The sequence below is a fragment of the Salinispora pacifica DSM 45544 genome, from assembly GCF_000378845.1.
Taxonomy (GTDB): Bacteria; Actinomycetota; Actinomycetes; order Mycobacteriales; family Micromonosporaceae; genus Micromonospora; species Micromonospora pacifica.
This window is the reverse complement of the sequence record NZ_KB905359.1, coordinates 4,949,773-4,974,624: the sequence shown is the minus strand read 5'-3', so window position 1 is coordinate 4,974,624 and position 24,852 is coordinate 4,949,773. Positions and strand designations below refer to the sequence as shown.

Genomic DNA, 24,852 nt, shown 5'->3' with positions numbered 1-24,852 from the left:
CATGGACGAGCGCGCCGCCGTGGTCGCGATCGGCACCAGCCTGCAGGAGTCGAAGCTGGAGAACCTGGGACACCTGGGCGCGCGTAACGACCACGACTCGCAGGGCCTGTTCCAGCAGCGCCCNTCNTCNGGNTGGGGCANNGTGGAGCAGATCACCGACCCCGCCTACTCCACCACCGCCTTCCTCAACGGCCTCAAGCAGGTCGAGGGCTGGCAGGACATGCCGTTGACCGAGGCCGCGCAGAAGGTGCAGGTGTCGGCGTTCCCGTTCCACTACGCCCAGTGGGAGACCCAGGCCGCTGACCTGGTGGCCGAGCACTGGACCAGCTGACCCCACCCGCACCACCCACAAACAAACCCCCGCAGACCTGACCCACACAAAGGGGGAAAGAAGCTGTTGGCCGGCACCCGAACCGGGTGCCGGCCAACAGCCACATCTGGGCGAACACCGACGGTGAGCAGCACCTTCCCCTACGCTTACGCTCATGGGCCGCCTGCGCCGACTCGCCGAGGCGACACCGGCGAGCCGGAACCGCTACCTCGACCTGCTCCGGGCCCTCGCCATCATCATGGTCGTTCTCGGTCACTGGAGCGTCGTGGACATCGCGCACGACGCCTCCGGGCAACCCACCGCGCGCTCCGCGCTCCCCGATTTTCCCTGGGCCTACCCAGTGACCTGGGCGGTCCAGGTCATGCCGATCTTCTTCCTGGTCGGCGGGTACGCCAACGCCGCGTCCCTGGCCTCGCACCGCCGTCGCGGCGGGGACGCCACCGGCTGGCTGCTCGGCCGCAGTGCCCGCCTGCTCCGGCCCACCAGCGTGCTGATCCTCGTCCTCGCCGCCGCCGGACTCGCCGCCCGGCTTGGCGGCGCCGACCCGTCGTTGGTCCGGACCGTGGTCTACTTCGCCACCATCCCGCTGTGGTTCCTCGCCGCGTACCTCCTCGTGGTGCCCCTGACCCCGGTGATGTACGCGCTGCACCGGCGGTACGGGCTACTCGTACCGGTGGCGCTGGCCGTCCTGGTCGCGGTGGGCGACCTGACGCGCGAACTCAATCTGCACGACGCCGCCCTGCCGAACTATCTCTTCGGCTGGCTGGCCATTCACCAGATCGGCTTCGCCTGGTACGACGCGGACAAGAAAGACGCTGACGCCACGGCACCGCGCGGCCGCTCGGCGGGGCTCCGGACCCGGCGGCTACCGCTGTCCCGGCGGGCCGGGTGGACGGCGCTACTCGGCGGGCTGGCGGTGGCGATTCTGCTGACCGGCCCCGGCCCGTACCCGGTCAGCATGATCAACATTCCGGGTGAGCGGCTGAACAACGCCGCCCCGCCCAGCCTCGCGCTACTGGCGGTGAGCACCGCACAGCTTGGGCTCCTCCTACTGCTGCGCCGGCCGGCGCAGCGCTGGCTACGCCGCGACCGCCCCTGGATGGCGGTGATCGCGGTGAACAGCGTCGTACTGACGGTCTTCCTGTGGCACCTGAGCGCGGCGATCCTGGCGATCGGCGCCCTGGATGCGGTGGGGTTGCTGCCGACCCCGGCCGCCGGCACGGCCGCCTGGCTGGCCTGGCGGATCCCCTGGGTGCTGATCCTCGGGGTGTTCCTGGCTGTCCTGGTCGCCATCTTCGGTCCGATCGAGGCGCGCACCGGCCGCCCCCCAGCCGCCCGAGCGCCCGCCCCGCCATCGGACGACCGGGTGGAGCACCACTGGCGGACCACCGGCCGCAGCGTGCTCACCGTCGCCGCCTTCGTCGCCGTCGTCGCCGCGCTCGTGATCAACGCGACCGCCCCACGGGACGCCCCGCTGCTGCTCGGGCTGCCCGTCCCGGCGCTGGTGGCCTACCTGGCCGGGGCGGGCACCCTGCGGGTACTCAGGTCTGGGTGGGGAACCCCAGGTTGACCCCACCGTGTCGGGGGTCCAGCCAACGGCTGGTGACCACCTTGCCCCGGGTGAAGAAGCGCACCCCGTCCTCGCCGTGCGCGTGCAGGTCGCCGAAGAGCGACGCCTTCCAGCCGCCGAAGGAGTAGTACGCCATCGGCACCGGGATCGGTACGTTGATCCCGACCATGCCCACCTCCACCTCGTGCTGATAGCGCCGGGCTGCGCCCCCATCGTTGGTGAAGATGGCCGTCCCGTTGCCGTACGGGTTGGTGTTGACCAGGTGGACGGCCTCCTCGTACGCACCGACCCGGACCACCGACAGCACCGGCCCGAAAATCTCGTCGGTGTAGACCGACATCTCCGGGGTGACCCGGTCGAACAGGGTCGGCCCCAGCCAATAGCCGTTCGGGTCCCCGTCCGGGCGCACGTCCCGCCCGTCCACCACCGGCACCGCGCCCGCCGCCACGCCCGCCTCGACGTACGAGCGCACCCGCTCGGCGTGCGCGGCGGTGACCAGCGGGCCCATGTCGCAGCCGCGCCGGCCGTCGCCGGTGCGCAGCCCCGCCATCCGCTCGGCGATCTTCGCGACCAGCACGTCCGCGACCGGCTCCACCGCGACCACTGCCGAGATCGCCATACAGCGCTCCCCCGCTGACCCGAACCCCGCGTTGACGGCGGCGTCGGCGGCCAGGTCCAGATCCGCGTCCGGGAGCACCACCATGTGGTTCTTCGCCCCGCCGAGGGCCTGCACCCGCTTGCCCGCCAGCGACGCCCGCTGGTGCACATGGCGGGCGACCGGCGTGGAGCCGACGAACGACACCGCCCGCACCGCCGGGTGATCCAACAGGGCGTCCACGGCCTCCTTGTCCCCGTTGACCACGTTGAGCACCCCCGGCGGCAGGCCCGCCTCGGCGAACCACTCCGCCAGCAGCAGCGCCGCGCTCGGGTCCTTCTCGCTGGGCTTGAGCACCACCGCGTTGCCCGTCGCCACCGCGACCGGCACGAACCAGAGCGGCACCATCACCGGGAAGTTGAACGGGCTGATCACCGCCACCACCCCGAGGGGCTGGCGCAGGTTGTAGGAGTCCACCTCGGTCGAGACGTTCTCGCTGAACCCGCCGCGCATCGCCGCGGGGATGCCGCAGGCGTACTCGATCACCTCCAGCCCGCGCTGCACCTCACCGGCGGCGTCGGCGAGCACCTTGCCGTGCTCCGCCGTGATCACCTCGGCGAGCCGGTCGCGCCGGGCGTGGACCAGCTCCCGGAAGGCGAAGAGCACCGCCGTGCGCCGTGACAGGGAGGCGTCTCGCCAACTCCGCGCGGCCCGGTCGGCGGCCTCGACCGCTGCCGCCACCTCCGCGGCGGAGGCCAGCTCGACCTCAACGGTACGTACGCCGGTGGCCGGGTCGAAGACGTCGCCGCGGCGCACCGCCGTGCCGGAGAGCAGCTTGCCGTCCACGAAGTGCCCGATGAGACTCATGCCGCCATCTCCGCCGCGGTCCCGCCGGACCGGATCGCGTCCACCAGCGTTGCCAGCCCCTCCCGGGCCTCCTCCTCGGTCAGGGTCAACGGTGGGCCCATCCGCACCACGTTCCCGTACAGGCCACCCTTGCCGACGAGCAGGCCACCGGCCCGACACGCCTCGAACACCTGGGTCGCTCGCCCTGGATCTGGGTCCGCGGTGCCCGGAAGGACGAACTCGACGCCGAGCATCAGCCCCTTGCCGCGTACCTCGGCGACCCCGGGCAGCCCACCGACCGCGGCGCGCAGTCCCTCGTTGAGGATCGTGCCGACCCGGTCCGCGTTGGCCTGCAGATCGTTGTCGAGCAGGTAGTCGAGGACGGCGTTGCCGGCGGCGGTGGCGATCGGGTTGCCGCCGAAGGTGGAGAAGCTGATCGCCGGCACCGACTCGACCACCTCGGCCCGCCCGACCACACCGGCGAGCGCGAACCCGTTGCCGACGCCCTTGGCGAAGGTGATCATGTCTGGGGTCACGCCGTGGGCCTGGTAGCCCCAGAAGTGCGTGCCGGTCCGCCCCCAGCCGGTCTGCACCTCGTCCGAGATGAGCAGGATGCCGTGCTCGTCGAGCACCTTGCGCCAGCCGGCGAGCAGCCCGTCCGGGCCGTGCACGAATCCGCCGACGCCCTGAATCGGCTCGGCGATCAGGCAGGCGACATCACCCGAGGTCTGGGTGGCCAACACCTCCCGCAGGTCCTCCACCGCCGCGTCGATCCGATCCGCCTCGGGCAGCCGGGCCAGCAGGCCCCGCAGCCGCTCCCCCGAGTGCAGCCAGGCCACCTGCAACGGGTTCAGCGGGCTCGCCGACCAACCCCGGTTGCCGGTGACCCCGATGGTCGCGTACGACCGGCCGTGATAACTGTTTCGCACGGCGAGGATCTGGTGCGAACGCCGATAGTTGGTAGCCATCAGCAACGCGGCCTCGTTGGCCTCGGTGCCGGAGTTGGTGAAGAAGACCCGGGCGTCCGGGATCCCGGACAGCCGGGCCACCTTCTCGGCCAACTCCACCTGCTGTCGGATCAGGTAGAGCGTCGAGGTGTGCACGAGTCCGGTGCGCAGCTGGCGCTCCACCGCCGCGCGGATCTCCGGAATGTCGTAACCGATGCTGTTGGTCAGCACGCCACCGAAGAAGTCCAGGTAGGTGCGGCCCTGCGCATCGGTGACCCGGCGCCCCTGGCCGGCGACGAGTTCGAGCGGTTCGTCGTAGTAGAGCGGCATCCAGGACGGGAGGACCGCCCGATGCCGGGCCAGCAGATCGTCGGTGGTCATAGTGACACCTCTCAACGAAGTGGGTGATGATCGCACGCTCTCACCACCGCGCACGGTGGACAAGTGGCACCGTGTAGCGTCGCCGCGCCGTCCACCTGACACCACGTCAACAGAGACACCCCGATGGATTGGTCAACCAGCACCGAAGGGCGTGGCCTAGGCGATGTCCAGTACGGCGGCCAGTTCAGTGATCCAGGCACCGCGTGTGGGGTGCCCGGGACAGATTCCTCGCCAGGAAGCAGGGGTGCTCGGTGTAGCCGACCGGCGGTTGCCGCGTCCCCGTACGGGCTGAGGACTCCGTCCACGAGGACGGGACTTAGCGCCCCGAGGCGACCACGCGAACAGGTGACAGCCTGGCGTGGAGGCGGGGAGTACCGTCGATGTTGGCGGCCCGCCGGGGTTGAGGCCGGCGGCCTGCGCCCAGACCTCAACCTGGGAGGCCAACATGGAGCCGAAGCACGACCCAATGCCGCCCGGTGCGCGGATAAAGCTCTATCGCAAGCGGCGCGGGCTCACCCAGGAGGTGTGCGCCCAGCTCAAGGGTGTCAGCGTGGGCGCGTGGCGGAAGTGGGAATCCGGAGAGCGCTCGGTCAACAGCCTGGCTGACTGGATCGAGATTGCTCGGATTCTCAATGTTCGTGACCTCTACAAACTCACCGGCCATCCGCTCGGGGTAATGCCCGATGACCCGGCCGAACACGAATCGGTGCCGCCGCTGCGGGCGGCCATGACCGCCTACGCGCCCGATGCCAACCAACTGTCAAACCTCGCTGAACTACAGTCGGCAGTCCGGCTGGCGTGGACGACGTGGCACCAGTCGCGGCAGCGCTACACCTACACCAGCCCGGTCCTGCCGGGACTGGTACACGCATCCCGGGCCGCGGTCGCCCGCCTCGACGGCAACGAACGAAGGCAAGCCCAGCGAGTCGCGGCCGACCTGTACCTACTCGTCCGCGCGTTTGCGAAGAGGGTCGGCGCTCAGGACCTTGCGATCATCGCCGCTGACCGGGCGCTGACAGCCGCAATCGAGGCCGATGATCCCGCCTATCGGGCGTCCGCTGCGTGGAACATGGGGCAGGTGCTCTCCAATCGAGGGCATACCGAGGATGCGGTGGAGATGTGCCGGCAGGCCATCGCCGACCAGCAGCGCAGCGCCGACGACCCAGCTCGCCTCGCTGCCCTAGGCGGGCTACACCTACTGCTGTCGATCCAGTACGCCCGGCTGCGAGACGAACGGCGGACACTTGACGTGCTTGACCGGGCCGACGCGCTCGCAGCCCGCACCGGGGAGACAGAGCACCACTTCATCTTTTTCGGTCCGACCAATGCGGCCATTCACCGTGCCGCAGCAACGCTGGAGCTGTCCCGACCAGGGGAGGCCGCGCGAATCGCGGAACGGGTCGACGTTGGTCGGTCCCCGTCAATTGAGCGTCGACACTCCCACTTCACGCACCTCGCACGGGCATACGCCAGCAAACGCGATGACTACGCCGCGATCCACATGCTGCAGCGCGCGCACCGGGAGTCCCCCGAGGAGTCCTCGCTGAATCTGCTGATGCGGGCGACGGTTTGGGAGCTACTGACCAGGGAAACTGCTACTAATCGGGATGAATTGCGCAGCATCGCAGAGTTGGTGGGTGTGGTCTGAAGTACCCCGCTACGGGGTGGTCCCCCATTCCGTGAGAGCCGCAGCGTAATAGCACGCTTACCTTCTGTGGTGGCACGGCTGGTTCGGCCCCCCTCCGAATCAGCCGTGCATGACAGATCCGGTAGGGGCGGTTGCAGCCGAAAGGGCGGACGCCTCACCCACCATCGAGGGTGCGGGAGCACGCGCATGATCCGGCTAATCCGCCGACTCCGCCGCCGCCGGCCCGCACGGTTGGACGCGGTCGGCCCTGCCACCCGGTACGCGGCGCGGGCCGGCGCCTACTCCCCGCTACACAACCAGCCGACGGTCATCTTCGACAACCGGCCGTTGCTGACCCCGCTTGCCCGGCAACGGGCGAACCGCCGGTGATGGCCACCCACGCCCGGCCCCGCCCGGCCAGCCTGTCGACGGTCCAGCTACGCAACCGGATGATCCTGTCCGCCCGGCGGATCATCACCGAGCACTGGCCGCGCGTCGACCGGTGCCCGATTTGCCGATCCGCATGGCCGTGCCCGCCCACCACGACCGCCTACGACTACCTCGCCACGGTCGGGCAGGGCAACTGGGCGCCCCCGCCACGCGCCGGGAGCAGACGGTGACATCGGCCGATGCGACTAGCCGCCGGTGGTGGCGGGACCTGGCCGAGCATCGCCAGGTTGACGGACGCTGCCCCGTGTGCGGCACCCCGCGGCGGTGCTGGCCGTGGGCGAAGGCGTACGCCGTGTTACTCACCCACGGCCTACTCGGAGCACCACAAATCGCAAGGTAAACCCCTCAATGATGGAGGCCGCTATGACTACGTTCGCCTCGGACCGCTGCCTGCTGCCGCTCTACGACAGCCGCACCGAGCAGGGACGGGTGAGCCCGGCTCGCCCGTTCGGGCTGACACTGTCCACGCAGGTGGGTGACGAGGTTCCGGTGGTTGACCTGACCGACGCCCACCTGGGCCCGGTGACGCAGACCGTGATCGGTGTCGACGGCGCCTCCTTGGGTAAGCCGCAGACCACGCAGGTAGCGGGGGACATCCACGGGGTGTCTGCGCATGCGTCGATCGAGGTGTATCCGGCCGGCTCCATGTACCTCATCTGGGGCGAACCTACCGACCGGGTGGAGCTCAAGCCTGACGAGCATGACCAGGCCATAGCTGAGATGGTCCGAGCGGCACGGGAGTGGCTATCACTGGACCTTGCCAATCACGAGGCCGTGGCCAGGTATCTGGACTACTGGGTGCACGACGTATGCGGCTATGCAAGGCGGGCCGGCGCAGACACTGACTGACTGGAGTAGCTATCCGCCCAGTCCCGCCGTCGGGCTCGCCTTCTATGGCCTTGACCGGGACGAGGGGTGTCCCGCTGACGCCACAGCGGTCTGCCACGGGCGTCACGTGTCCCCGCCCCCCAGACCGCCTGGATCCTGCCCTCGAACTGCTACCGCCAAGCGGCCGAGCGGTGTTCACGGGGGCTCACGCCACGGCGGCGCTTGAAGGCGGTGCTAAGCGCGAAGGAGCTGCCGTAGCCCACCTGGCGGGCGACCGCGCCGACGGTGGCGTGTGGCTCCCGGAGCAGGTCGGCGGCGAGGCTCAACCGCCAGCCGGTCAGATAGGACATGGGCGGTTCACCAACCAGTGCGGTGAACCGCCGGGCAAACGCCGCCCGGGAGACTCCGGTTTCGGCGGCCAGTGCCGCCACGGTCCACGGCCGGGCCGGCTCGTGGTGCAGCATTCGCAGGGCAGGGCCGACGACGGGATCGCCGTGCGCCTGGTACCAGCCGGGGGGCTCAGCACCGGGACGGGCGAACCACTCCCGCAGTACCGCGATGAGCAGCAGGTCAAGCAGCCGGTCGAGGACCACCTCCTGACCGGGGTCGTCCTTGCCGATCTCGTCGGCCAGCAACGGGATCAACGGGGAGTCCCAGGAGTCGCCGGGCACGACGAGCAGCGGCGGCAATGCGATCAGCAGCCGCTGGCTGACCGCACCCCACATCGGGTACGTGCCGGTCAACAGCATCGTCGGGCCGTCCACACTGTTGCCCCAGGTCCGCACCCCCCACTCGCTCATCCCGCGGAGTTCCCCACCATCCGGGCCGGTGCAGCGTTGGCCGGGATGGATGACGGCCTGCGGCTCCGTGGAGAGGTCGTCGGCGACCCGGTACGGGGCCGGGCCGCGAACGATCGCGGTGTCCCCCGGGGTCAACCGGACCGCCGTGCCCTTCTCCGGCGCGACCCAAGCGTCACCTCGGACCAGGACCACCAGGGTGAGGGGTGCCTCGTCCCGGATTGCCAGGGACCACGGCGGGGTCAGGACCGAGCGCAACAGGAACGCCCCCTGGGCTCGGGGGCCATCCAGAAGACCTACGACCGCGTCCACGTAGACGATTGAACATAAACTCGCGCGGATTAGCTATGTCCCGTCTCGGGCTGTCGCACTTCACTGGGCTTATGGCAGACCAACGAAAGCAACAGCACACCCTGGTCCTCGGCGGCACCGGAAAGACCGGCCGGCGCATCGTGGCCCGCCTGCGGCGTCAGGGCGTACCGGTGCGGGTTGGTTCCCGCTCCGCCCAACGGCCCTTCGACTGGACCGACCAGGAAACCTGGGCACCGATTCTGCGGGATGTGGACGCCGTCTACCTCTCCTACCACCCGGACCTCGCCGCGCCGGGCGCGCTGAAGACGGTTGCCGCGTTCACCGATCTCGCGGTGGCGGCCGGGGTCTCCCGACTGGTGCTGCTGTCCGGTCGTGGGGAGGAGAGTGCCCGGTCCGCCGAGGAACACGTCCAGTCCGCCGGGGTGGAGTGGACGGTCCTGCGGTCGAGCTGGTTCAACCAGAACTTCAGCGAGGACTACCTCCTGGAGCCGGTCTACGGCGGTGAGGTCGTTCTCCCGGTCGGGGCCGTACCCGAGCCGTTCGTGGACGCCGACGACCTCGCCGAGGTGGCCACGGCGGCGCTGACCGATGACAAACATGCCGGGCAGCTCTACGAGTTGACCGGGCCCCGGCTACTCACCTTCGGTGAGGCGGTCGCTGAGATCTCCACAGTCACGCGTCGCCCCATCAACTTCGTGCGGGTTTCCCCCGAGGAGTACGCGGACGGCCTCACCGCCGTAGGCGTCTCCGCTGAGGCGATCGAGTTACTGACACACCTGTTCACGACCCTGCTGGACGGGCGAAACGCCCAGGTGACCGACGGTGTTGCGCGCGCCCTCGGCCGGCCGCCGCGCGACTTCGCCGACTACGCCACGAGCACCGCGGCCACCGGCGTCTGGGGCGGGGCATAGCCTGCGATGACATACGGATCGACTCAGGCCGCGCCGCTGAGGACAGCGGCCTGAGCCGATCCGCGTGGATCCAGCGGCGGAGTCGCCGCCAGGGTCAAGCGGCGAAGCCACCGTCCACAGCGATGGCGGCACCAGTGACATAGCGACCAGCGTCACCCGCGAGGTGGGCGACGGTCGCGGCGACGTCCGACGACTGGCCGAAGCGACCGAGTGCGGTGAGGCCCTGCTGCACATCGGCGCCCTCGGCGTCGGCGGGGTTCATGTCGGTCTCCGTCGGCCCGGGATGGACCAGGTTGGCGGTGATCCCCCTGGCACCCAGCTCGCGGGCCAACGACCTGGTCAGGCCGATCAACGCGGTCTTACTCGTCGAATACAGCGAGACACCGGGGAGCGGCACCCGCTCGGCCAGGCAGCTGCCGATATTGATGATCCTTCCGCCTTCGGTCAGGTGCCGTACCGCCGCCTGGGAAGCCACGAAGGGTGCCCGAACATTGACGCTCAACACGCGGTCGATGTCCTCCAGTGACATGTCTTCGACCAGACCGCGCACCAGAATCCCCGCGTTGTTGACCACGATGTCGAGCCGCCCGAACTCCGCGACGGCCTGATCCACGGCCGTGCGCACAGCAGTCGGGTCTGCACTGTCAGCCTGGACCGCCCAGGCCCGGCGCCCCAGCGCCTTGATCCGGTCGACGACATCCGCCGCGCGCTCCGCACTGTCCCGGTAGGTCAACGCGACATCGGCGCCATCCGCTGCCAGCCTCAGCGCCACGGCCTCGCCGATGCCACGGCTACCGCCGGTCACGAATGCCACCTTGCCGCCAAGTACCGCACTCATGTTCGCTCATCTCTCCTGTCGTGTTCGTGAACAAAGTTAGGTTCACATGCTGCGGGCAGGGAGTCTGGCGGCAATCCGACGTCGCGTTTCGGCCGAGAAGTGCCGAGCACCACCCCTTAACGCGACGTGGCGTCTTCGTCTTCCAGATAGGCCGCGGCGGTCCATGCCACCACCGGGTCATCGTCGCGGGACAACCGTCGCAGGACAGGCTGCGCAACAGTCCGAGGCAGCTCCAGGATGGCCTGGGTGAGGCGGCTGCGGGCGGCGGAGTCCGCGGTGGGGCCGGCGAGTTCAACGGCGAGCGCACTCACGATCTTTTCAGCGCGGGCCGGGTCATCCGACAGGGCACCCAGGTACTCGGCCGCCTCGACGTCGTGCCCGCCCTCGACCACCAGGTCGACGAGGGCGGGCACGGCCGCCACCTCGCCCTGCGCACCCAGCGCCAGGGCCGCGTGTCGACGGACCGTCGAGTCCGGGTCGTCGAGGGCGTCCACGAGCACTGCGGTCGCCTCGTCACCGGCCAACTCGGCAACCGCCTGGATCGCACGGCGGCGGATGTCCACGTTCTCGGAGTGGACACCGGACGTCAACGTTGCCAGGGCATCGCCGCCCGCCCGTCCGAGCGCCCAGCGCAGCGCGCCGGCCACATTCGGGTCGGCTTCGGCGAGGACCGCGCCGGCCAGTAGCTCGGCGGGGATCCGTACCTCCTCGGCGGGAGCCAGGGCGCTCCGCTGGCGCAGGGCGGCGCTGGGTGAGTTGAGCCCGGTGACGAGTTCGGTGATGCGCAGGACGTCCGGCCATCCGGTGGGCGCCGCGGCGGCGACCGTACGCAGCCGGTCGAGCAGCTGACGTTCCCGGTCCAGCCGCTCTTCGGTCCAGCTGATCAGGTCGCTCACCAGGCCGGCCGGCGTGCAGGTGGGATCCTGAAGCGCCTGGGTGATCTGGCGCAGCGACAGCCCCAGCGACCGCAGGCTCTCCACCTGGAACAGCCGTCGTACGTCCTCGTCCGAGTATTCTCGGTAGCCACCCGAGGTGCGACCGGTCGGTCGTACCAGCCCCAGCGAGTCGTAGTGCCGAAGCATGCGGGTGCTCACTCCCGAGCGGCGTGCCACGTCGCCGATCAGCATGGCGATTCCTGCTCCCACCCCATCGGGTCCAGCTTGCCGGCGGCGAGCCGCCGCGCCTCCTCGATGAGCTCGTCGTAGTCGGCCTCCGGGTCGCCTAGCAGCAGCAGCGTGGCGTGGGCGTGTTCCCGCGTCCTCGGCTCCGGGCTGTCGACGCCGGCGGCAAGGGCCAGCCGGGCCGCCGCACCGAGGCCGACCAGTGCCCGACTGAGGCTCAGCCGCACGTCCCGGCCCCCGCGACCGAGCTGGCTGACCAGCTCCGCGGCCAGCGCCCTCTCTTCCCCCTCGGGGACGAGAGCGACAGCGGCCCGCCAGGCCGTCCGCGCGACCTCGTCGTCGGGGTCGCGTAGCAGAGTCCCGACGATCGAGGGGTACGCACTCCGGTTATTGATCTTGGAGAGCGAGTGCAGGGCCTGACTACGAGCCTGGGCCTGCTCAGATGTGAGCTCGGCGCGGAGTTTGGGCAACGTGACCGCCTCCGGCAGGCGGGTGAGTGCCCAGGTGAGCATGTCCCGCACAAAGAAGTCCGGCTCGACCGCGCACCGCTGCACCAGCGCGGTGACAACACTCGGGTCGGGGTACCTGCCGAGCAGCATGGCCGCCTGCAACCGGGTTGACGACGCCTCGGCGCTCAGGGCCGCCACCGCACGGCGGGTGTTCTGGACCGGGTTCATGGGTAGTACCACCTCCCGGCACAGTCAAGACCTTGTCACGGTGTCAAGGTCAAGCGGATCGGCCGAACCGCCTCGGCTTCACCTGAAAACTGTGACAGGCTGCCGCCGGCACACCCGGACGAGGAGGTGCGGTGACGGAACAGCCGACATCGGTGCTGATGCTCTCCCTCGGCGGCACGATCGCCATGACCGGCGGCGCTGGCGGCGTCGTGCCGACCCTCACCGCCGAAGAACTCATCGCCGCCGTCCCCGGGGCCGCCGACACCGGCATCGACGTACAGGTCCAGACCTTCCGCCAACTGCCGAGCGCCTCCCTGCGCCTCGACGACCTCACCGCGCTCGCCGCCCTGATCGCCGAACGCACCACGACCGGCGACGTGGACGGCGTCGTGGTCACCCAGGGCACCGACACCATCGAGGAGACCGCCTACCTGCTCGACCTGCTGCACAGCGACGACGCGCCCATCGTGGTGACCGGGGCGATGCGCAACCCGACCCAGGCCGGCGCCGACGGGCCGGCCAACGTCCTCGCCGCGATCCACACCGCCGCCAGCCCCACCGCCCGCGGCCTTGGCGCGCTGGTGGTCTTCGCCGACGAGATCCACGCCGCGCGGTACGTCCGCAAGACACACTCCACCAGTGGCGGCACCTTCCGCTCACCGAACACCGGCCCGCTCGGCCACGTCGTCGAAGGCGCGGTTCGGCTGCTCGCCTACCCACCCCACCGGCTGACCGTGCCGCTGACGGCAGTCACCCGAACACCCCGGGTCGGGCTGCACACCGTCACCGTCGGCGACGACGGAGCCCTGCTCGCCGGCGCCGAGCACCTGGACGGTCTCGTCGTGGCCGGCTTCGGTGTCGGCCACGTACCCCAACTCCTCATCAGCCAACTCACCGCCCTCGCGGCGACGATCCCGGTCGTGCTCACCTCCCGCATCGGCGCCGGGCCGGTCCTGGAAGCCACCTACGCCTTCCCCGGCTCAGAGAGCGACCTGCGGCAGCGAGGACTGATCGGCGCGGGCTTCCTCGACAGCTACAAGGCCCGTATCCTGCTGCACACCCTGCTCGCCGCCGGCGCCGACCACGACACGGTCGCCGCCGGATTCGCCGCCGCCGGTGGCACCGGAGCGCCCGCCCACTGGCCCTGGGCCAGCACCCCCCGACATCGGGCGAAAGTCGATGAGTAGGCCGACACCACCGCCCGCCCCCACCGGATCCGGGGCCACGACCCGGCTCGTCGACCTGTCGCACGTGGTGCGGCACGGCAGGACGACCTACCCGGGCTCACCCGGACCGCACTCCGAGGACCACCTGTCGCGCGAGGAGTCCCGGACCCACTACGCACCGGGCACCGAATTCCATATCGGCCGTGACGCGTACCTCCTCTTTGGAGCGAACCGACACTGATCGACGTTGCTACGATCAGCTGAATGAGCCCCGCACGATTCGAGACCCCCAGGTTCCGGTCCGGTAACCAGGCGGCAGGCAACGCCGGAAGGACGTCGGTCCGATGACAGCCGACGCCCAGGGGCAAGCCGAGGCCGGCGCGGACGTGCACTCACCAGACCACACGATCCGGATCATCGCCTCCCTGGACGGGCAGGTGGACGTACGAGTACGGAGTCTGCACCGCCACACCGAGGAGTCGCTGGCCCGGCAGGTACGGGCAGCCGCCCGATTGGCCTTGGCCCACCTACAACAGCCGACCCAGAATGACCAGTCTGGCCAGGACCGCAGTCGCCCGAGCCGGAGGTGAGTAGCCGGTGGTTAAGAAACGGCTGATTGCGGTGACCACGGCCGCTGTTCTGGTTCTGGGAGTCATCGGAGTGTGGCAGTGGGCCCCGTGGAGCGAGCGAGCGGCGTTGCCGTCCTGCGACGAAGTGGCCGCGATGCTGCCGGATACGGTGCCCGGGTCGTGGACAGTGACTCACGACGAGTCGAACGTGGGCTATATCCGGCGTTGCGAGTTCGACTTGGCCTCCGCCGACCAGGCGTACATGGGCGAAGTTCGGATAAGCATCATTGATGGTGGCGATGCCACGATGCTGCAAAAGGGAGTCACGGGCAGCACCTGCTTCGGCGAAGAGATTCCGCTTCCGGGCGCCGAGCAGTACCGGGCGGCGAGATTCTGCTCGACTTGGATCAATGACAAGGTCCTCACCACCGTCTACGCGGCCTCGGAGCAGCGCTATACCCACGTCCTAGCCTCGCTGACCGGCCCCGACCGGTCCGAAGAGCAGACCGCCTCCTACACCAACGACACCGTGCAGCGGATCGCTGACTTCTCGATGGCCCTGACGACTACGGACGAAGGCAGCCGGTGAACAGCCTGACCCGATACTTCGCCGATGTCTCCCGCATCCGGGCTGTCGGTCTCTCTACCAATCGGTGGGTGGAAGTTGTCCGCCACCACGACGGGGATCTCGATGTGCACATCCGCCCCGGCCTGCTGCGCCGCTGCACCGAAGAGGAGGTTGCCGCCGAGGTCCGCACCGCGCTGACAGCTGCGATCGCCGACCATCGACGGCAGTACCAACAACTCCGGATCGACTACTTCGGCTCGTCGCTGGGTGTCGAGGAGTTCACGCCATCCCAGCCGTCGGATGACCAGGAGCAGACGCGGTGAATACCGATATCTCCGCCCTTACCGTTGAGACACAGGCCCTGGTGGCCTTCGGCCGGGAACGGTACGAGGATGGCACCACCTACAGCGCCATCCGCCGCTATCTCACCGACATCGGATCCGTACCCCGCTCGGCGTGGGGCACTCTCGACGGCATCTCCGACCGGCTCCACCGAGACTGGACTGACGCGCTCCGCAACCGGACCGCCGAGGCTGATCAGGCTCGCGACGAGATGGAACGAATGGCCGACGGGCTACTCCAGATCGCCGCGGACTACGAAGGCACCGATCTACAGGTGGCGACGACTTTCGACGTAGTCAACCGAGACCTGCAGCCCTACCTGCCCCTTGGCACCGGCTACGGCAACCCGATCCGCGTCCGCGCCGGCGGAGCCGGGATCATCGCACCGCCGGCTCATCGACCGCAGCCGGGCGACGCACCCATCCTGGCGATCCCCGACGACAACGAGCGGCTCGCCGCCACTCGCGCTGAGACGCTACCCCACACCCGGGTCGTCGAAGAACCGCTGACAATCTATAGCGACTTCAGCTTCGAGGGCGGTCGCACCACCTACTACGAGAACGGCGGTGGCGACCAACTCGACACCTTCATCAAGGAACATCGAAGCACGCTGCTGCAGCTCGAGGGTCTCCTGATCCGGCTGGGCACCGGCGACTGGCTTCCACTGACCGACCTGATGATCCACGCCTGGCGATCCGTCCCCCCGATCATCCGCAACCGTGCCGACCTGATTCACTCCGTCGCCAACACCTACAGCGAACTGTCCGCCGAGATGGCCGGCGAGGCGGCCAACCTCAAGCTCTACTGGGAAGGCAGCGCTTCCCAAGCCTTTGCCCAGTACGCCAACCGCGCGACGACCTACCTCACCCAACTCGAAGCGCAGGCCCGCTGGCTGGCCGACGAAGGCAAACGCGCCGCCACCATGCTCGAGGGTCTCCGCAACGCCTACGCCACCCTCGGCTACGAAAACATCAGCGCCCTCATCACCGCCCTGGACAGCTACCTCGACGCCGTCAACAGTCCCTTCTCCGCCTGCACCAACCCGGAGGAGGCGTTCCTCAATGTCGTGCGGGGCTTCACCTCATTGATACTCGATGCGGAAAGACAACACGCCGATGCCATGGCCAGCCTCCTTCGGGTTGAGGAGCAGGAACGCAAGGAACGCCCAGACCTCGGCACCCGTAGCCACGATGCGACGCCGTTTCCGGCCGCCGAGGTCGGTGCCAGCGCATGGACCGACCGCATCACCTGGACACCACGACCGGACCGACCCACTGTCTGACCAGCCAGCACGCAGCTCGAATTCGCCCACGCAAACCTGCTGCGACAGCAGCACCACCCCACCGGCCGGCGTGACCCGCCGGGCTAGCGAGGTGACCACGCAGTGGCGTGTAGTCCACCCCCTGAGGGCTTCCGCAACTCCGCCCTGAACCCAGGCTGGGTCACGGCGTCCGCCGCCTGACGGGGCGGCCGGCTACGTGATTCTCATGTCAGATGCTTGACAACTGAACCCAAGGGCAACATTCTCAAGTAGAGTGTGACGCCCGACACGGGATGTCGGGCGTCCACCAGAGATAATTCGCTGGTCTTTGTCATCTACAGACGTGGCTAGCCGGAGCATTCGGACGTTGCATCCTCAGGAAGGGTGTAGGCGACTTGGTTGCGAAGCAGGTCTACGGCCGCCTGGACGCTGTGACATTAGTTCGGGCCCTGATGGAACGACCTCTCAACGAACGCGGTCGCCCCACCACCACAAGGTCTCCGGTAATTGTCCTCGAAGCCCCGGCAGGTGGCGGCAAAACAGCCCTACTGGAGGCGATGGCCGAATTACTTCATCAGCGCGTACCCTACGCTTTTGTTGATCTGGCCACGGTTACCACCCGAGCCGACCGCGACGCCACTGTCACCAATCTCCTGTCCGCTCTTGCCTTCGAGCTGTCACGCCGGTGCCAGCGGTACGGAACACTTCGCTTTCCTCGGTTCGTTGTCGGTCAACTCGTGATGAGACTCGACCTGTCCCGCGACGATCCTGGCCTGGCCCGTAAGCAGGCAACCGACGCGTTGAAGGCGCACCGCCGTCTCGACCAGATGCTCGATATTTTGGAGGAGGCGGCTGGCACGGCAACCGGCCTCACACCGATTCAGCCCCAAATACCGAGCAGCATGGTGCGTGGAACCCTTTCACTGCTGGTGGACGGCATGACCCGATGGCTCCCCCGGCTCACCCTCGGCCGCTTCCAGGACTGGTACGGCCACCGTGACCGCGGGCTTCAGGATGACCCGATCAGCACACTGGTTGGGCTGAATCGGTGGGCGCATTCCCACGCCACCGGGGGTGCTCAACGGCGCATCGACAACCTGATGTCAGCGGCCTTTCTCGCCGACCTTCGACATGGGTTCGCCAGTAGCCGGCGAAGTGCGGGATGGTCGCTCAACTGTGTCGCCCTGCTGGACAACGCCGACTCTGATCTGGCCCGTGACCTCCTCGAAACACTGGTTCGGGTCCGCGGGGACGACCTCGATCACGGCTACGCCGCTCCCGACCCACTCACGGTCGTCGCCACGAGTGGGGGACGCCTCCTCGCCAAGGTCAACCGTGCCGACCAGGTAGCGCTGTCCGTACCGTTGGTCGATAGCTACAAGGCCCTCGACCGGCGGGTACAGCCGTGGTGGCTGCGGTGCCGGCTGGACGATCTGACCGTCGACGAGGTCAACCTCATGGTGACGGATCTGTCGCTGGACCGCGACGATGATCATCAACTCGCGGCCCTGATCCACCAGTTCACCGGGGGTCACCCGGGGGCGACCCGGATCATGCTCGAGGCGATCACCGCCATCACCACCCGGTGGCGGTCGCTGGCCGAGGTGCTCGGCGGCGACTCCGGCGGGGTAGCGGTGGAGGAGCGCCTACTACAGCTCTTCCTGGACGGGGTCCCCGACGAGGCGAGAGAGGATCTCATCACCTGCTCGGCGGCGCGTACCCGGCACCACGCCATCGAACTGGCGGTCAGACGGCAGGACCTTTTCACCGCGCCGGATCTGGTCATCGGCGAGTTGCGGGAGTCACCGATGTGGCTCCTTCGGGACGAGTGGGGCCCCACCGTACTGCGCCGGCTGCTGCTGCGCCGGCTAGCCGGGCGGCGGGATGGGGCAGCGACCTGGTCGGTGGTCCACCGCTGGCTACGAGAGGCAAGCCCGCTCGAACACCGGGACGAGCGGGACACCCGTACCGCGCTCACCGCCGAGCTCGCCTACGCCCTCGCGGACGGCGACATCGAATTCGTGACCCGTAAACTCGATCAACACGCGGTGGGTCGTGCCACGACCTGGCTGGCAATGGTGGACGCCGTGACGTCGGTACCCGGTCGGTTGGACCCGTACGTCGAGCACACCGTGCAGGCACGTGGCTTGACCAGTTGGCTCGGGTCCGGTGACGAACGGCAGCTGGCCTGCATCGCCGGGCTGGTGGCGCGGTTGTGGATCGCCGCCGACCCGTTCCGCGACATCGGCCGCCGCGGATTACACCGGCAGATAGCCCGGGACTATGACGAGTTAGCGCTCTACCACCCGGAATGGGACGACGAGCTGTACACGCAGAAGAACCGCCACCAGCAGTTGGCTCGCGTCTGGAGCGCCGGGCTGCACCAGAGGGAGACACCGTGACCAGGTCGCCCATCGCGCGTGTCCGGCCGGACATCTTCGAGCCACCCACCACACCGCTGGAGAGAAGGCGGCGCAGTCGCAGGCGTATCGCCGCTGTCCTGGCCCTGGTAATCGTCGCGCCGAGCCTGCTGTGGGGCGGAACCCTCGCGTACCGCGATCTGTCCTGCGGACCAATCGGTAATGGGATTTCCCGGGTCGACGGGCAGTGCGTCGGAGTGACCGACGGATCCTTTGTCTTCCATCCGGACATCGAACAGATACAACAGAGGATCAGGAAGGAGAACGAGAAGGTACGCAATGGCGGGTACGGCAATCTGCCCTACGTGCGAATCGCCGTGCTGATGCCCATGACGGCGGACGACCGCAGCGCGCTGACAATGGCCCGGATTCGGTACAGCCTGCAGGGGGCGTACGCGGCGCAACGGCGGGCCAATGGCGGGGCGGACGACGGGTTCGGCGACCCGACACCGCTGATCGAGTTGTTGCTGGCCAACGAGGGCAGCAACCAGCAGCAGTGGCGTCCGCCGGTCAGCCGGTTGACCAACATGACCACGGGGCCACACCCGCTCGTTGCGGTGGTCGGTCTGGGAGTGAGCATTCCCGCGACGCAACTCGCGGCCGAAGAACTGTCGAGACACCAGGTGGCCACGGTCGGTGCGGTACTCACCGCGGACACGTTGCGGGCGGACAGCTTTGTTCAGGTATCGCCGTCGAACGGCCATTACGCACTGGCGTTGAGAAACTATCTCGACCAGGAGTACCCCGAGGGGCACAGCGATCGTCGCCGCGGAATCGTGGTCTACGACCAGAACTCCGACATGTACACCCGGACACTCCGGGAGGCGTACGAGCAACACCTGGAAGACTTCATGGTCGAAGGTCCCGCACAGCAGTTCAACGGAATTCTGAACGAGGAGGAGCCCGTTCCACTATTCGACCACGTCAGCACGCAGGTCTGTGCAGCGAAAGCAGTCCGGATCTTCTACGCCGGGCGAGTGAAGGAACTGAGAAATCACTTTATTCCCAGCCTCGCCAGGAAGCACTGCGCCGACCGTGAGGAGAATAATGAACAACTAACCATCATGCTCGGCACCACCGGCCTGTCCTCACTCCGGGACGAAGAGACCGTGGACCTGCTCAAGCGGCACCGAATTCGAGTTGTCTACGCATCGTCAATCGACCCGGACGGCTGGAACGGACGCGCCGACGAACTGTTGGGAAGCGAGCAGCAGGATGCGTTACCAGAGTTTCTTTCTGGTATGCCGGTCGGGTACCCGAGCTTCTACCAGAAGCTGCACGCGCTGTTTTCCACCCAGGAGGCCGACGACGCACTCGCCGACGGCTACGCGGCGATGCACCATGATGCGGTCGCCACGGCGGTCCTCGCGACCCGGCAGGCAGCTCGAGAGCGGAAGGAATCCGTCCCCACCCACAAGCACGTCGCGTCGGCACTGTGGAAACTCAACATCCTCGGCGAGGTTCCAGCGGCTGGCGGAACCCTGAGCTTCAGCCCGGAAGGGCTGGGCTGGCCCAGCGGCAAACCCATTCCGATCCTCTCGATCCCGCCAGACGCACAGCCACCCACGTCAACATCGAAGCCCTACATCACCTGAGGTGTCGAACTCGACCCCGTTCCTCGATGGCGGGTGGTCCGGCAGCACCGGGCCGAGCCGCCACGGGAGAGTTCCCCGGCCTCAGTCGGCGGTGTCGCGGACCGCCTGGGCGAAGACCTCGGAGCGGTGCTCGAAGTTCCGGAACTGCCCGTAGCTCGGCGCCGCCGGCGACAGCAGCACCACCCCGCCGGCCGGCGTGACCCGCCGGGCCAGCCGAACCGCCCCGACCAGATCGTCGGTGACCTCACACCGGACCTTCGGCAACCCGTCCAGCGCGGCGACGATCCGCGCCCCGCTGTCCGGTACGCCGATCATGGTGATCTCCCGCTCGGCGAGGTGATCGCGCAGCGGCGTGTAGTCCAGACCCCGATCGGCACCGCCGACGATCACGGTGAGCGGCCGCCCGTCGTACGCGTCGATCGCGTGCATGGCCGCGTACGGGCTGGTGGCGAGGGTGTCGTCGACGAAGGTGAGACCGGACGGGTCAACGATCTCGGTGAGCCGGTGGGCCAGCCCCTGGAACCCGGCGACGGCGACCGCCAGGGTGTCCCGGCGGGCGAGCACGTCGACGCCGAGCACGTCGAGCACGGCCAGCGCCACGCAGAGGTTGCCCTCGTTGTGCCGTCCGACCAGCGGCAGCACCGCCCGGGGGAAGAGCGGCTGGTCGCCGAGGTGGAACCAGGGCGTGCCGTCCGGGCCGCCCGCCACCTGGGTGGTGTCGGGGGTGCCGGCGCGCACCACGGGCCGGTCACCGAGTTCGGCGGCGAGCCGGGGGTCGGCGCCGTTGACCACGACGGTCTCCGGGCCGTGGGCCAGCAGGTTGAGCTTGTCCCGGTAGTACTCCCGTTCGCCGCCGTGGGCGTCGAGGTGCTCGGGGAAGAGCGCGGTCACCACGGCGACGCGGGGGGAGTCGGTCAGGTCGCTGCACTGGTAGCTGGAGAGCTCCAGCACGTAGAGGTCGGCCGCGGGCAGGTCCAACGTCGGCACCCCGATGTTGCCGCCGAAGACGTTGGGCTGGTCCACCGCGGCGAGCAGGTGGCTGATCAGGCTGGACGTGGTGCTCTTGCCCTTGCTGCCGGTGACCCCGACGGTGCGGGCGGCGTGGTCGGCCATCCAGAGCGCGGTGCCCTGGGTCACCGGCACCTGACGCCGCCGCAGCTCGGCCAGCCACGGGTGGGTGTTCGGCACGCCCGGCGAGCGGACCACCACGTCGGCGGCGGCCAGCCGTTGCGCCCCCGCGTCACCGGTGACCAATGGCGCCGCCGTCGCCAGGAATCCGTCCCAGGGCGGGCTGACCGTCGAGCCACCGTCGTCCACGGCAACCAGGTCCGCCGGGCCGTGCGCGGCGATCGCGACCACCGCCGCTCGTCCCTCCCGGCCGGTCCCCCAGACCGCGACTTTGCGTCCGCGCAGGTCAGACAGGCGCACTGGCTCTCCCTCGGAATATCGACGATGTCGGTGGGCGGTCCGGGCGCACTCGGGCACGGCGGACGAACCAGGGCCTAGTATGGCGTGTGCCCAACGAGCAGCTGCGGCGGATGGACGCCTTCACCTTCCCGTCCTACTCCTTCGACCTGTCCACCGGGGAGGCGTTGTTCGACTACGCTCTCACCGGGCCGGACGGCGAGCAACGTTTCACGGAGGTGATCACCCTCCCGCTGCCCGCGTCACCCCCCTCGGATGAGCGGGTAGCCACCCTGGGGCGGGTCCTGGAGCTGCTGCACGTGATCGCCGGGGTCAGCTACTACAAGACCGCCGCCCCGCACCGGCTGGTGCTGCCGGCTCCGCTGGGGCCGGCCGCCGTCGCGCTGGTCACCGCCGTCTACACCAAGGGCCTCGGCGAGTACGCGTACCGCAACGCGCTGCCGCACGTGCTGCGGCTGCGTCCCGAGGTGCCCGCCGGTGAGCTCACCCCACCGGTCGGGTACGACACCGAGGACCGGCGACCACTGTCGGCGGTGGGGGGCGGCAAGGACTCGATCGTCAGCCTGGAGGCGCTGCGCCGGGACGGGCTGGACCCGTTGCCGTTCTCGGTCAACCCCAACCGGGTGATCGAGGCGGTGAACGTCGCCTCCGGGTTGCCGGCGCTGGCCGCACGACGGCGCATCGACCCGGTGCTGTTCGACCTGAACGCCGCCGGTGCGTTGAACGGCCACATTCCGGTGACCGCGATCAACTCGCTGATCGCGGTGGCCACCTCGGTGCTGAACGGGTTGGGCCCGGTGGTGATGTCCAACGAGCGCTCGGCGTCGGACCCGAACCTGGTCTGGGACGGGCACCAGATCAATCACCAGTGGTCCAAGGGCGTCGAGGCGGAGGGGCTGCTGCGCGGGGCGCTCGGGGAGCACGCCGGTCTCACCGACCCGTACTTCTCCCTGCTGCGCCAGCTCTCGGAGCTGCACATCGCCCGGACCTTCGCCCAGATCGACGGCTACGACGCCGTGGTGACCAGTTGCAACGCCGCGTTCAAGCTGCGCGGCGCGAGTGATCGCTGGTGCCGGGACTGCCCCAAGTGCCGGTTCGTCTTCCTCGCCCTGGCGCCGTTCATGTCCCGCGAGCGGATCACCGGGGTCTTCGGCGGCGACCTGCTGGCCGACCCGGCGCAGCTACCCGGCTACCGGGAACTGCTGGGCGTGGACGGGCACAAGCCGTTCGAGTGTGTCGGCGAGGTCGAGGAGTCGGTGGTGGCGCTCAGCCTGCTCGCGGAGCAGCCGGGGTGGCGCGACGCGCCGGTGGTGCGCGCGCTGATCGACGCGGTCCCGGATTCGGCCTGGAAGACGGCGGCCAACTCGGCCGTCTTCACACCGGGGGGACCCAGCTTCATCCCCACCCGGTACGCCGACGCCCTCGACTCCCTTACCGAACGGGTTCGGAACCTGCCCGGGTGACGTTGACCGCCACCGGCCGGCGGATCGCGTCCAGCGCCAGCAGGGCCACGTGCAGACCGAGGCAGGCGTCAACCGAGTCGAGGTCCACATCGAGGATTCGACCGATCCGGGCCAGGCGTTCGTAGAACGCCGGGCGGGACAGGTGCGCGGCGACTGCGCCGGCCGACTTGTTGCGGCCCTGTTCCAGGTACGCGCGCAGGGTGCCGAGTAGCTGCTCCCGGGGGTGCTGCGCATCGTAGGAGAGAAGGGCGCCCAGCTCCCGCTCGACGAAGGTCTGTAGGGATGGCTCGTCGCGCAACAGGTGCAGCAGGCCAGCGAGCCCGACGTGCGGCAGTCGGTAGATCGGCAGGTCCCGCCGGTCCCGGCGGGCCGCCTCGGCCACCTGCCGCGCCTCGACCAGGGAGCGGCGTGCCTCCCGCAGACTGCCCACGCCCGAGCCGGCGCCGATCACGGCGGTGCCGGCCGGGTCGGGGCGGTCCGGGCTCCGCCCGCTGCCCCGTCGGCCGTTGACGTCCGCGGAGAACACGTCCGGGCGGGCCCGGGCCAGGGCCGTGACGAAGGCTGTGAGCGCCCGTTCCTCGCCGGAGCGGTCCGTCAACGCGAGCAGCACGCCGACCGTCTGGTCGTCGAGCGCGCTGGTCAACGCGGTCAGCTGCGCCTCATGTACGGCGTGGCCGACCGCCTCGGCGAGTTCCCGCAGCCGGGCCGAGCCAGCCCGCGGGCCTCCCCCGGTGAGGTGACTGCCCTCGTCTGACCTGGCCGGCGCCGGATCGTCGGCCCGATACCGGACCACCACCCCCACCAGGTGCCGCCCCGCCAACGGCACGCCGAGGGCGCGGGCCCGCAGCGCCACCTCGTCCACCGGCCGGGAGTGGTCGAGCAGGGCCGCCAGTAGGGTGCGGTGCAACTGCTGTTCCAGGCCCTCGGCGTCGCGCCGGATCAGCCGGCCCAGGGCGAGGCTGGACGCCGCCCGTTCCACGAGGATCGTCAGTCGGGTGGGCGGGGCGTCCGGCCGGTTCCCGGGGGTCGCCCCGCCGGCACCGAGCCACCGCACCAGCAGCCGCCCCCAGTCCTGCCCCCGGGCGCCGACCATGGTCACCAGCCAGCCGTTGTCCACGTCGTACGCGGTCCGGCCGGCCGGCAGGATCCGCCGGGAGAGCTGCTCCCAGCCGTCGAGCAGCAGGGCGGCGCTGCCCCCCGCCGGGTCGTACGCGAGCACCTGCCGGGACAGGTTCTCCAGCACCACCGCGCAGCCGGAGAGTTCAGCTGCCTGCTGGACCACCTCTCCCGGTCCCGCGCCCTCCATCGAGAGCTCGGTGAAGCGCTGATGGATCTCCTCGGTGGCGCGTAGCTCGGCCAGCTGGGCGTCCACGATCAGCGCGTGCACCGCCTCGGTGACCCGCACGAACGGGGTGGCTCGGCGCAGCTCGACCAGGGGCAACCCGTGCCGGGCGGCGGCGGCGACCATCGCCCGGGGCACCCCGCCGAAGTAGCGGCGGCCCAACTCGACGACGAGGCCGGCGACGCCAACAGCCGCCAGGTCCGCGATGAACGCCCGCAGCCCGGCGTTGTCGGCCGGCAGCCCGATCCCGGTGGTCAGGACCAGTTCCGAGCCGCCGAGCAGGGAGGCGATGTCGGGCACCTCGGCCACGTGCACCCAGCGGACCCGTCGGTCCAGCGCGGCTTCACCGGCGACGAGGCGGGGCGCGCCGGAGCGCACCGGCTCCAACGCGAGCACTTCCCGAATGGTGGGGAACACGGCGACACGCTACCTCGTATGACGTTGGTCACTAAACTCCCGTGCCCCGCGGC

21 protein-coding genes and 3 pseudogenes are annotated in these 24,852 nt (G+C 69.4%); 16 read left to right on the top strand and 8 right to left on the bottom strand.

What is annotated here, in order from left to right; translation table 11 throughout:
* Positions 1-331, top strand: a pseudogene (locus tag SALPAC3_RS26105) (hypothetical protein); the annotation flags it as partial.
* 154 nt (positions 332-485) lie between these two features.
* Positions 486-1,901 (top strand): acyltransferase family protein, encoded by a 1,416-nt coding sequence (locus tag SALPAC3_RS0122780; protein ID WP_018223480.1) that lies wholly within the window; start codon positions 486-488, stop codon positions 1,899-1,901.
* On the opposite strand, the gene SALPAC3_RS0122775 is transcribed toward SALPAC3_RS0122780, so the two are convergent.
* Both SALPAC3_RS0122775 and SALPAC3_RS0122770 read right to left on the bottom strand, forming a co-directional pair.
* Positions 1,873-3,363 (bottom strand): CoA-acylating methylmalonate-semialdehyde dehydrogenase, encoded by a 1,491-nt coding sequence (locus SALPAC3_RS0122775; RefSeq protein ID WP_018223479.1) that lies wholly within the window; start codon positions 3,361-3,363, stop codon positions 1,873-1,875. The two genes, SALPAC3_RS0122780 and SALPAC3_RS0122775, sit on opposite strands and share 29 nt — an antisense overlap.
* Positions 3,360-4,670 carry an aspartate aminotransferase family protein gene (locus SALPAC3_RS0122770; RefSeq protein ID WP_018223478.1) on the bottom strand — a complete coding sequence of 437 codons (1,311 nt, stop codon included), beginning with the start codon at positions 4,668-4,670 and terminating at the stop codon, positions 3,360-3,362. Before SALPAC3_RS0122770 ends, SALPAC3_RS0122775 begins: the two co-directional genes overlap by 4 nt.
* Positions 4,671-5,115: 445 nt before the next feature.
* Here SALPAC3_RS0122770 and SALPAC3_RS0122765 point away from each other — a divergent pair, with 445 nt between their 5' ends.
* From SALPAC3_RS0122765 to tgmA, 4 genes and pseudogenes are all read left to right on the top strand, one after another.
* Positions 5,116-6,318 (top strand): helix-turn-helix domain-containing protein, encoded by a 1,203-nt coding sequence (locus SALPAC3_RS0122765; RefSeq protein WP_080635219.1) that lies wholly within the window; start codon positions 5,116-5,118, stop codon positions 6,316-6,318.
* Between the two features lie 186 nt (positions 6,319-6,504).
* On the top strand, positions 6,505-6,687 hold the full coding sequence (locus SALPAC3_RS0122760) for a hypothetical protein (protein ID WP_018223476.1): 183 nt from the start codon (positions 6,505-6,507) through the stop codon (positions 6,685-6,687).
* The gene (locus SALPAC3_RS28890) at positions 6,687-6,917 is read left to right on the top strand and encodes a hypothetical protein (RefSeq protein ID WP_018223475.1); all 231 of its coding nucleotides are present in this window, start codon (positions 6,687-6,689) and stop codon (positions 6,915-6,917) included. Before SALPAC3_RS0122760 ends, SALPAC3_RS28890 begins: the two co-directional genes overlap by 1 nt.
* 193 nt (positions 6,918-7,110) lie before the next feature.
* Positions 7,111-7,329, top strand: a pseudogene (gene tgmA / locus SALPAC3_RS28885) (putative ATP-grasp-modified RiPP); the annotation flags it as partial.
* 416 nt (positions 7,330-7,745) lie between these two features.
* Here the strand turns inward: tgmA and SALPAC3_RS0122745 are convergent.
* Positions 7,746-8,684: an AraC family transcriptional regulator gene (locus tag SALPAC3_RS0122745; RefSeq protein ID WP_018223473.1), complete on the bottom strand. Its 939-nt coding sequence runs from the start codon at positions 8,682-8,684 to the stop codon at positions 7,746-7,748.
* A gap of 71 nt (positions 8,685-8,755) precedes the next feature.
* Here SALPAC3_RS0122745 and SALPAC3_RS0122740 point away from each other — a divergent pair, with 71 nt between their 5' ends.
* Positions 8,756-9,595, top strand: coding sequence for an NAD(P)H-binding protein (locus tag SALPAC3_RS0122740; protein ID WP_026185833.1), 840 nt, complete (start codon positions 8,756-8,758; stop codon positions 9,593-9,595).
* A 94-nt stretch (positions 9,596-9,689) separates the two neighbouring features.
* On the opposite strand, the gene SALPAC3_RS0122735 is transcribed toward SALPAC3_RS0122740, so the two are convergent.
* From SALPAC3_RS0122735 to SALPAC3_RS0122725, 3 genes are all read right to left on the bottom strand, one after another.
* The gene (locus SALPAC3_RS0122735; RefSeq protein ID WP_018223471.1) at positions 9,690-10,433 is read right to left on the bottom strand and encodes a 3-oxoacyl-ACP reductase family protein; all 744 of its coding nucleotides are present in this window, start codon (positions 10,431-10,433) and stop codon (positions 9,690-9,692) included.
* 116 nt (positions 10,434-10,549) lie between these two features.
* Positions 10,550-11,560 carry a MerR family transcriptional regulator gene (locus tag SALPAC3_RS0122730; RefSeq protein ID WP_018223470.1) on the bottom strand — a complete coding sequence of 337 codons (1,011 nt, stop codon included), beginning with the start codon at positions 11,558-11,560 and terminating at the stop codon, positions 10,550-10,552.
* A complete protein-coding gene (locus tag SALPAC3_RS0122725; RefSeq protein ID WP_018223469.1) occupies positions 11,554-12,231 on the bottom strand; it encodes a HEAT repeat domain-containing protein in 678 nt (225 codons plus the stop codon). The genes SALPAC3_RS0122730 and SALPAC3_RS0122725 overlap by 7 nt, the downstream gene beginning before the upstream one ends.
* Before the next feature lie 131 nt (positions 12,232-12,362).
* Here SALPAC3_RS0122725 and SALPAC3_RS0122720 point away from each other — a divergent pair, with 131 nt between their 5' ends.
* The 8 genes and pseudogenes from SALPAC3_RS0122720 (at position 12,363) to SALPAC3_RS0122690 (ending at position 20,152) form a co-directional block, all read left to right on the top strand.
* Positions 12,363-13,418, top strand: coding sequence for an asparaginase (locus SALPAC3_RS0122720; protein WP_018223468.1), 1,056 nt, complete (start codon positions 12,363-12,365; stop codon positions 13,416-13,418).
* Positions 13,411-13,602: pseudogene (locus tag SALPAC3_RS28070) on the top strand (cyclase family protein); the annotation flags it as partial. The gene SALPAC3_RS0122720 and the pseudogene SALPAC3_RS28070, both read left to right, overlap by 8 nt.
* Before the next feature lie 139 nt (positions 13,603-13,741).
* Positions 13,742-13,987, top strand: coding sequence for a hypothetical protein (locus tag SALPAC3_RS0122715; protein WP_018223467.1), 246 nt, complete (start codon positions 13,742-13,744; stop codon positions 13,985-13,987).
* Between the two features lie 7 nt (positions 13,988-13,994).
* On the top strand, positions 13,995-14,555 hold the full coding sequence (locus tag SALPAC3_RS0122710; RefSeq protein ID WP_018223466.1) for a hypothetical protein: 561 nt from the start codon (positions 13,995-13,997) through the stop codon (positions 14,553-14,555).
* Positions 14,552-14,857, top strand: coding sequence for a hypothetical protein (locus tag SALPAC3_RS0122705; RefSeq protein WP_018223465.1), 306 nt, complete (start codon positions 14,552-14,554; stop codon positions 14,855-14,857). The genes SALPAC3_RS0122710 and SALPAC3_RS0122705 overlap by 4 nt, the downstream gene beginning before the upstream one ends.
* Positions 14,854-16,158: a WXG100 family type VII secretion target gene (locus SALPAC3_RS0122700; protein ID WP_018223464.1), complete on the top strand. Its 1,305-nt coding sequence runs from the start codon at positions 14,854-14,856 to the stop codon at positions 16,156-16,158. The genes SALPAC3_RS0122705 and SALPAC3_RS0122700 overlap by 4 nt, the downstream gene beginning before the upstream one ends.
* 719 nt (positions 16,159-16,877) lie before the next feature.
* Complete coding sequence (locus SALPAC3_RS0122695; RefSeq protein ID WP_026185831.1) at positions 16,878-18,539, top strand: hypothetical protein; 1,662 nt, start codon at positions 16,878-16,880, stop codon at positions 18,537-18,539.
* The gene (locus SALPAC3_RS0122690) at positions 18,536-20,152 is read left to right on the top strand and encodes a hypothetical protein (RefSeq protein ID WP_018223462.1); all 1,617 of its coding nucleotides are present in this window, start codon (positions 18,536-18,538) and stop codon (positions 20,150-20,152) included. Before SALPAC3_RS0122695 ends, SALPAC3_RS0122690 begins: the two co-directional genes overlap by 4 nt.
* An 81-nt stretch (positions 20,153-20,233) precedes the next feature.
* Here SALPAC3_RS0122690 and murD read toward each other — a convergent pair whose 3' ends face one another.
* Positions 20,234-21,580 (bottom strand): UDP-N-acetylmuramoyl-L-alanine--D-glutamate ligase, encoded by a 1,347-nt coding sequence (gene murD, locus SALPAC3_RS0122685; protein WP_018223461.1) that lies wholly within the window; start codon positions 21,578-21,580, stop codon positions 20,234-20,236.
* A gap of 86 nt (positions 21,581-21,666) precedes the next feature.
* Between murD and SALPAC3_RS0122680 the strand changes: the two genes are divergently transcribed.
* Positions 21,667-23,040, top strand: coding sequence for a MurL-like N-terminal domain-containing (locus tag SALPAC3_RS0122680; protein WP_018223460.1), 1,374 nt, complete (start codon positions 21,667-21,669; stop codon positions 23,038-23,040).
* On the opposite strand, the gene SALPAC3_RS0122675 is transcribed toward SALPAC3_RS0122680, so the two are convergent.
* The gene (locus SALPAC3_RS0122675; protein ID WP_018223459.1) at positions 23,009-24,799 is read right to left on the bottom strand and encodes a PucR family transcriptional regulator; all 1,791 of its coding nucleotides are present in this window, start codon (positions 24,797-24,799) and stop codon (positions 23,009-23,011) included. The two genes, SALPAC3_RS0122680 and SALPAC3_RS0122675, sit on opposite strands and share 32 nt — an antisense overlap.
* Positions 24,800-24,852 lie beyond the last annotated feature (53 nt).

Coding starts and splice junctions, on each gene's coding strand:
- SALPAC3_RS0122775 (WP_018223479.1), bottom strand. CDS start 3,363: ATGAGTCTCATCGGGCACTTCGTGGACGGCAAGCTGCTCTCCGGCACG.
- SALPAC3_RS0122770 (WP_018223478.1), bottom strand. CDS start 4,670: ATGACCACCGACGATCTGCTGGCCCGGCATCGGGCGGTCCTCCCGTCC.
- SALPAC3_RS0122730 (WP_018223470.1), bottom strand. CDS start 11,560: ATGCTGATCGGCGACGTGGCACGCCGCTCGGGAGTGAGCACCCGCATG.
- SALPAC3_RS0122695 (WP_026185831.1), top strand. CDS start 16,878: ATGAGACTCGACCTGTCCCGCGACGATCCTGGCCTGGCCCGTAAGCAG.
- SALPAC3_RS0122715 (WP_018223467.1), top strand. CDS start 13,742: ATGACAGCCGACGCCCAGGGGCAAGCCGAGGCCGGCGCGGACGTGCAC.
- SALPAC3_RS0122735 (WP_018223471.1), bottom strand. CDS start 10,433: ATGAGTGCGGTACTTGGCGGCAAGGTGGCATTCGTGACCGGCGGTAGC.
- SALPAC3_RS0122765 (WP_080635219.1), top strand. CDS start 5,116: ATGGAGCCGAAGCACGACCCAATGCCGCCCGGTGCGCGGATAAAGCTC.
- SALPAC3_RS0122740 (WP_026185833.1), top strand. CDS start 8,756: ATGGCAGACCAACGAAAGCAACAGCACACCCTGGTCCTCGGCGGCACC.
- SALPAC3_RS0122780 (WP_018223480.1), top strand. CDS start 486: ATGGGCCGCCTGCGCCGACTCGCCGAGGCGACACCGGCGAGCCGGAAC.
- SALPAC3_RS0122725 (WP_018223469.1), bottom strand. CDS start 12,231: ATGAACCCGGTCCAGAACACCCGCCGTGCGGTGGCGGCCCTGAGCGCC.
- SALPAC3_RS28890 (WP_018223475.1), top strand. CDS start 6,687: ATGGCCACCCACGCCCGGCCCCGCCCGGCCAGCCTGTCGACGGTCCAG.
- SALPAC3_RS0122760 (WP_018223476.1), top strand. CDS start 6,505: ATGATCCGGCTAATCCGCCGACTCCGCCGCCGCCGGCCCGCACGGTTG.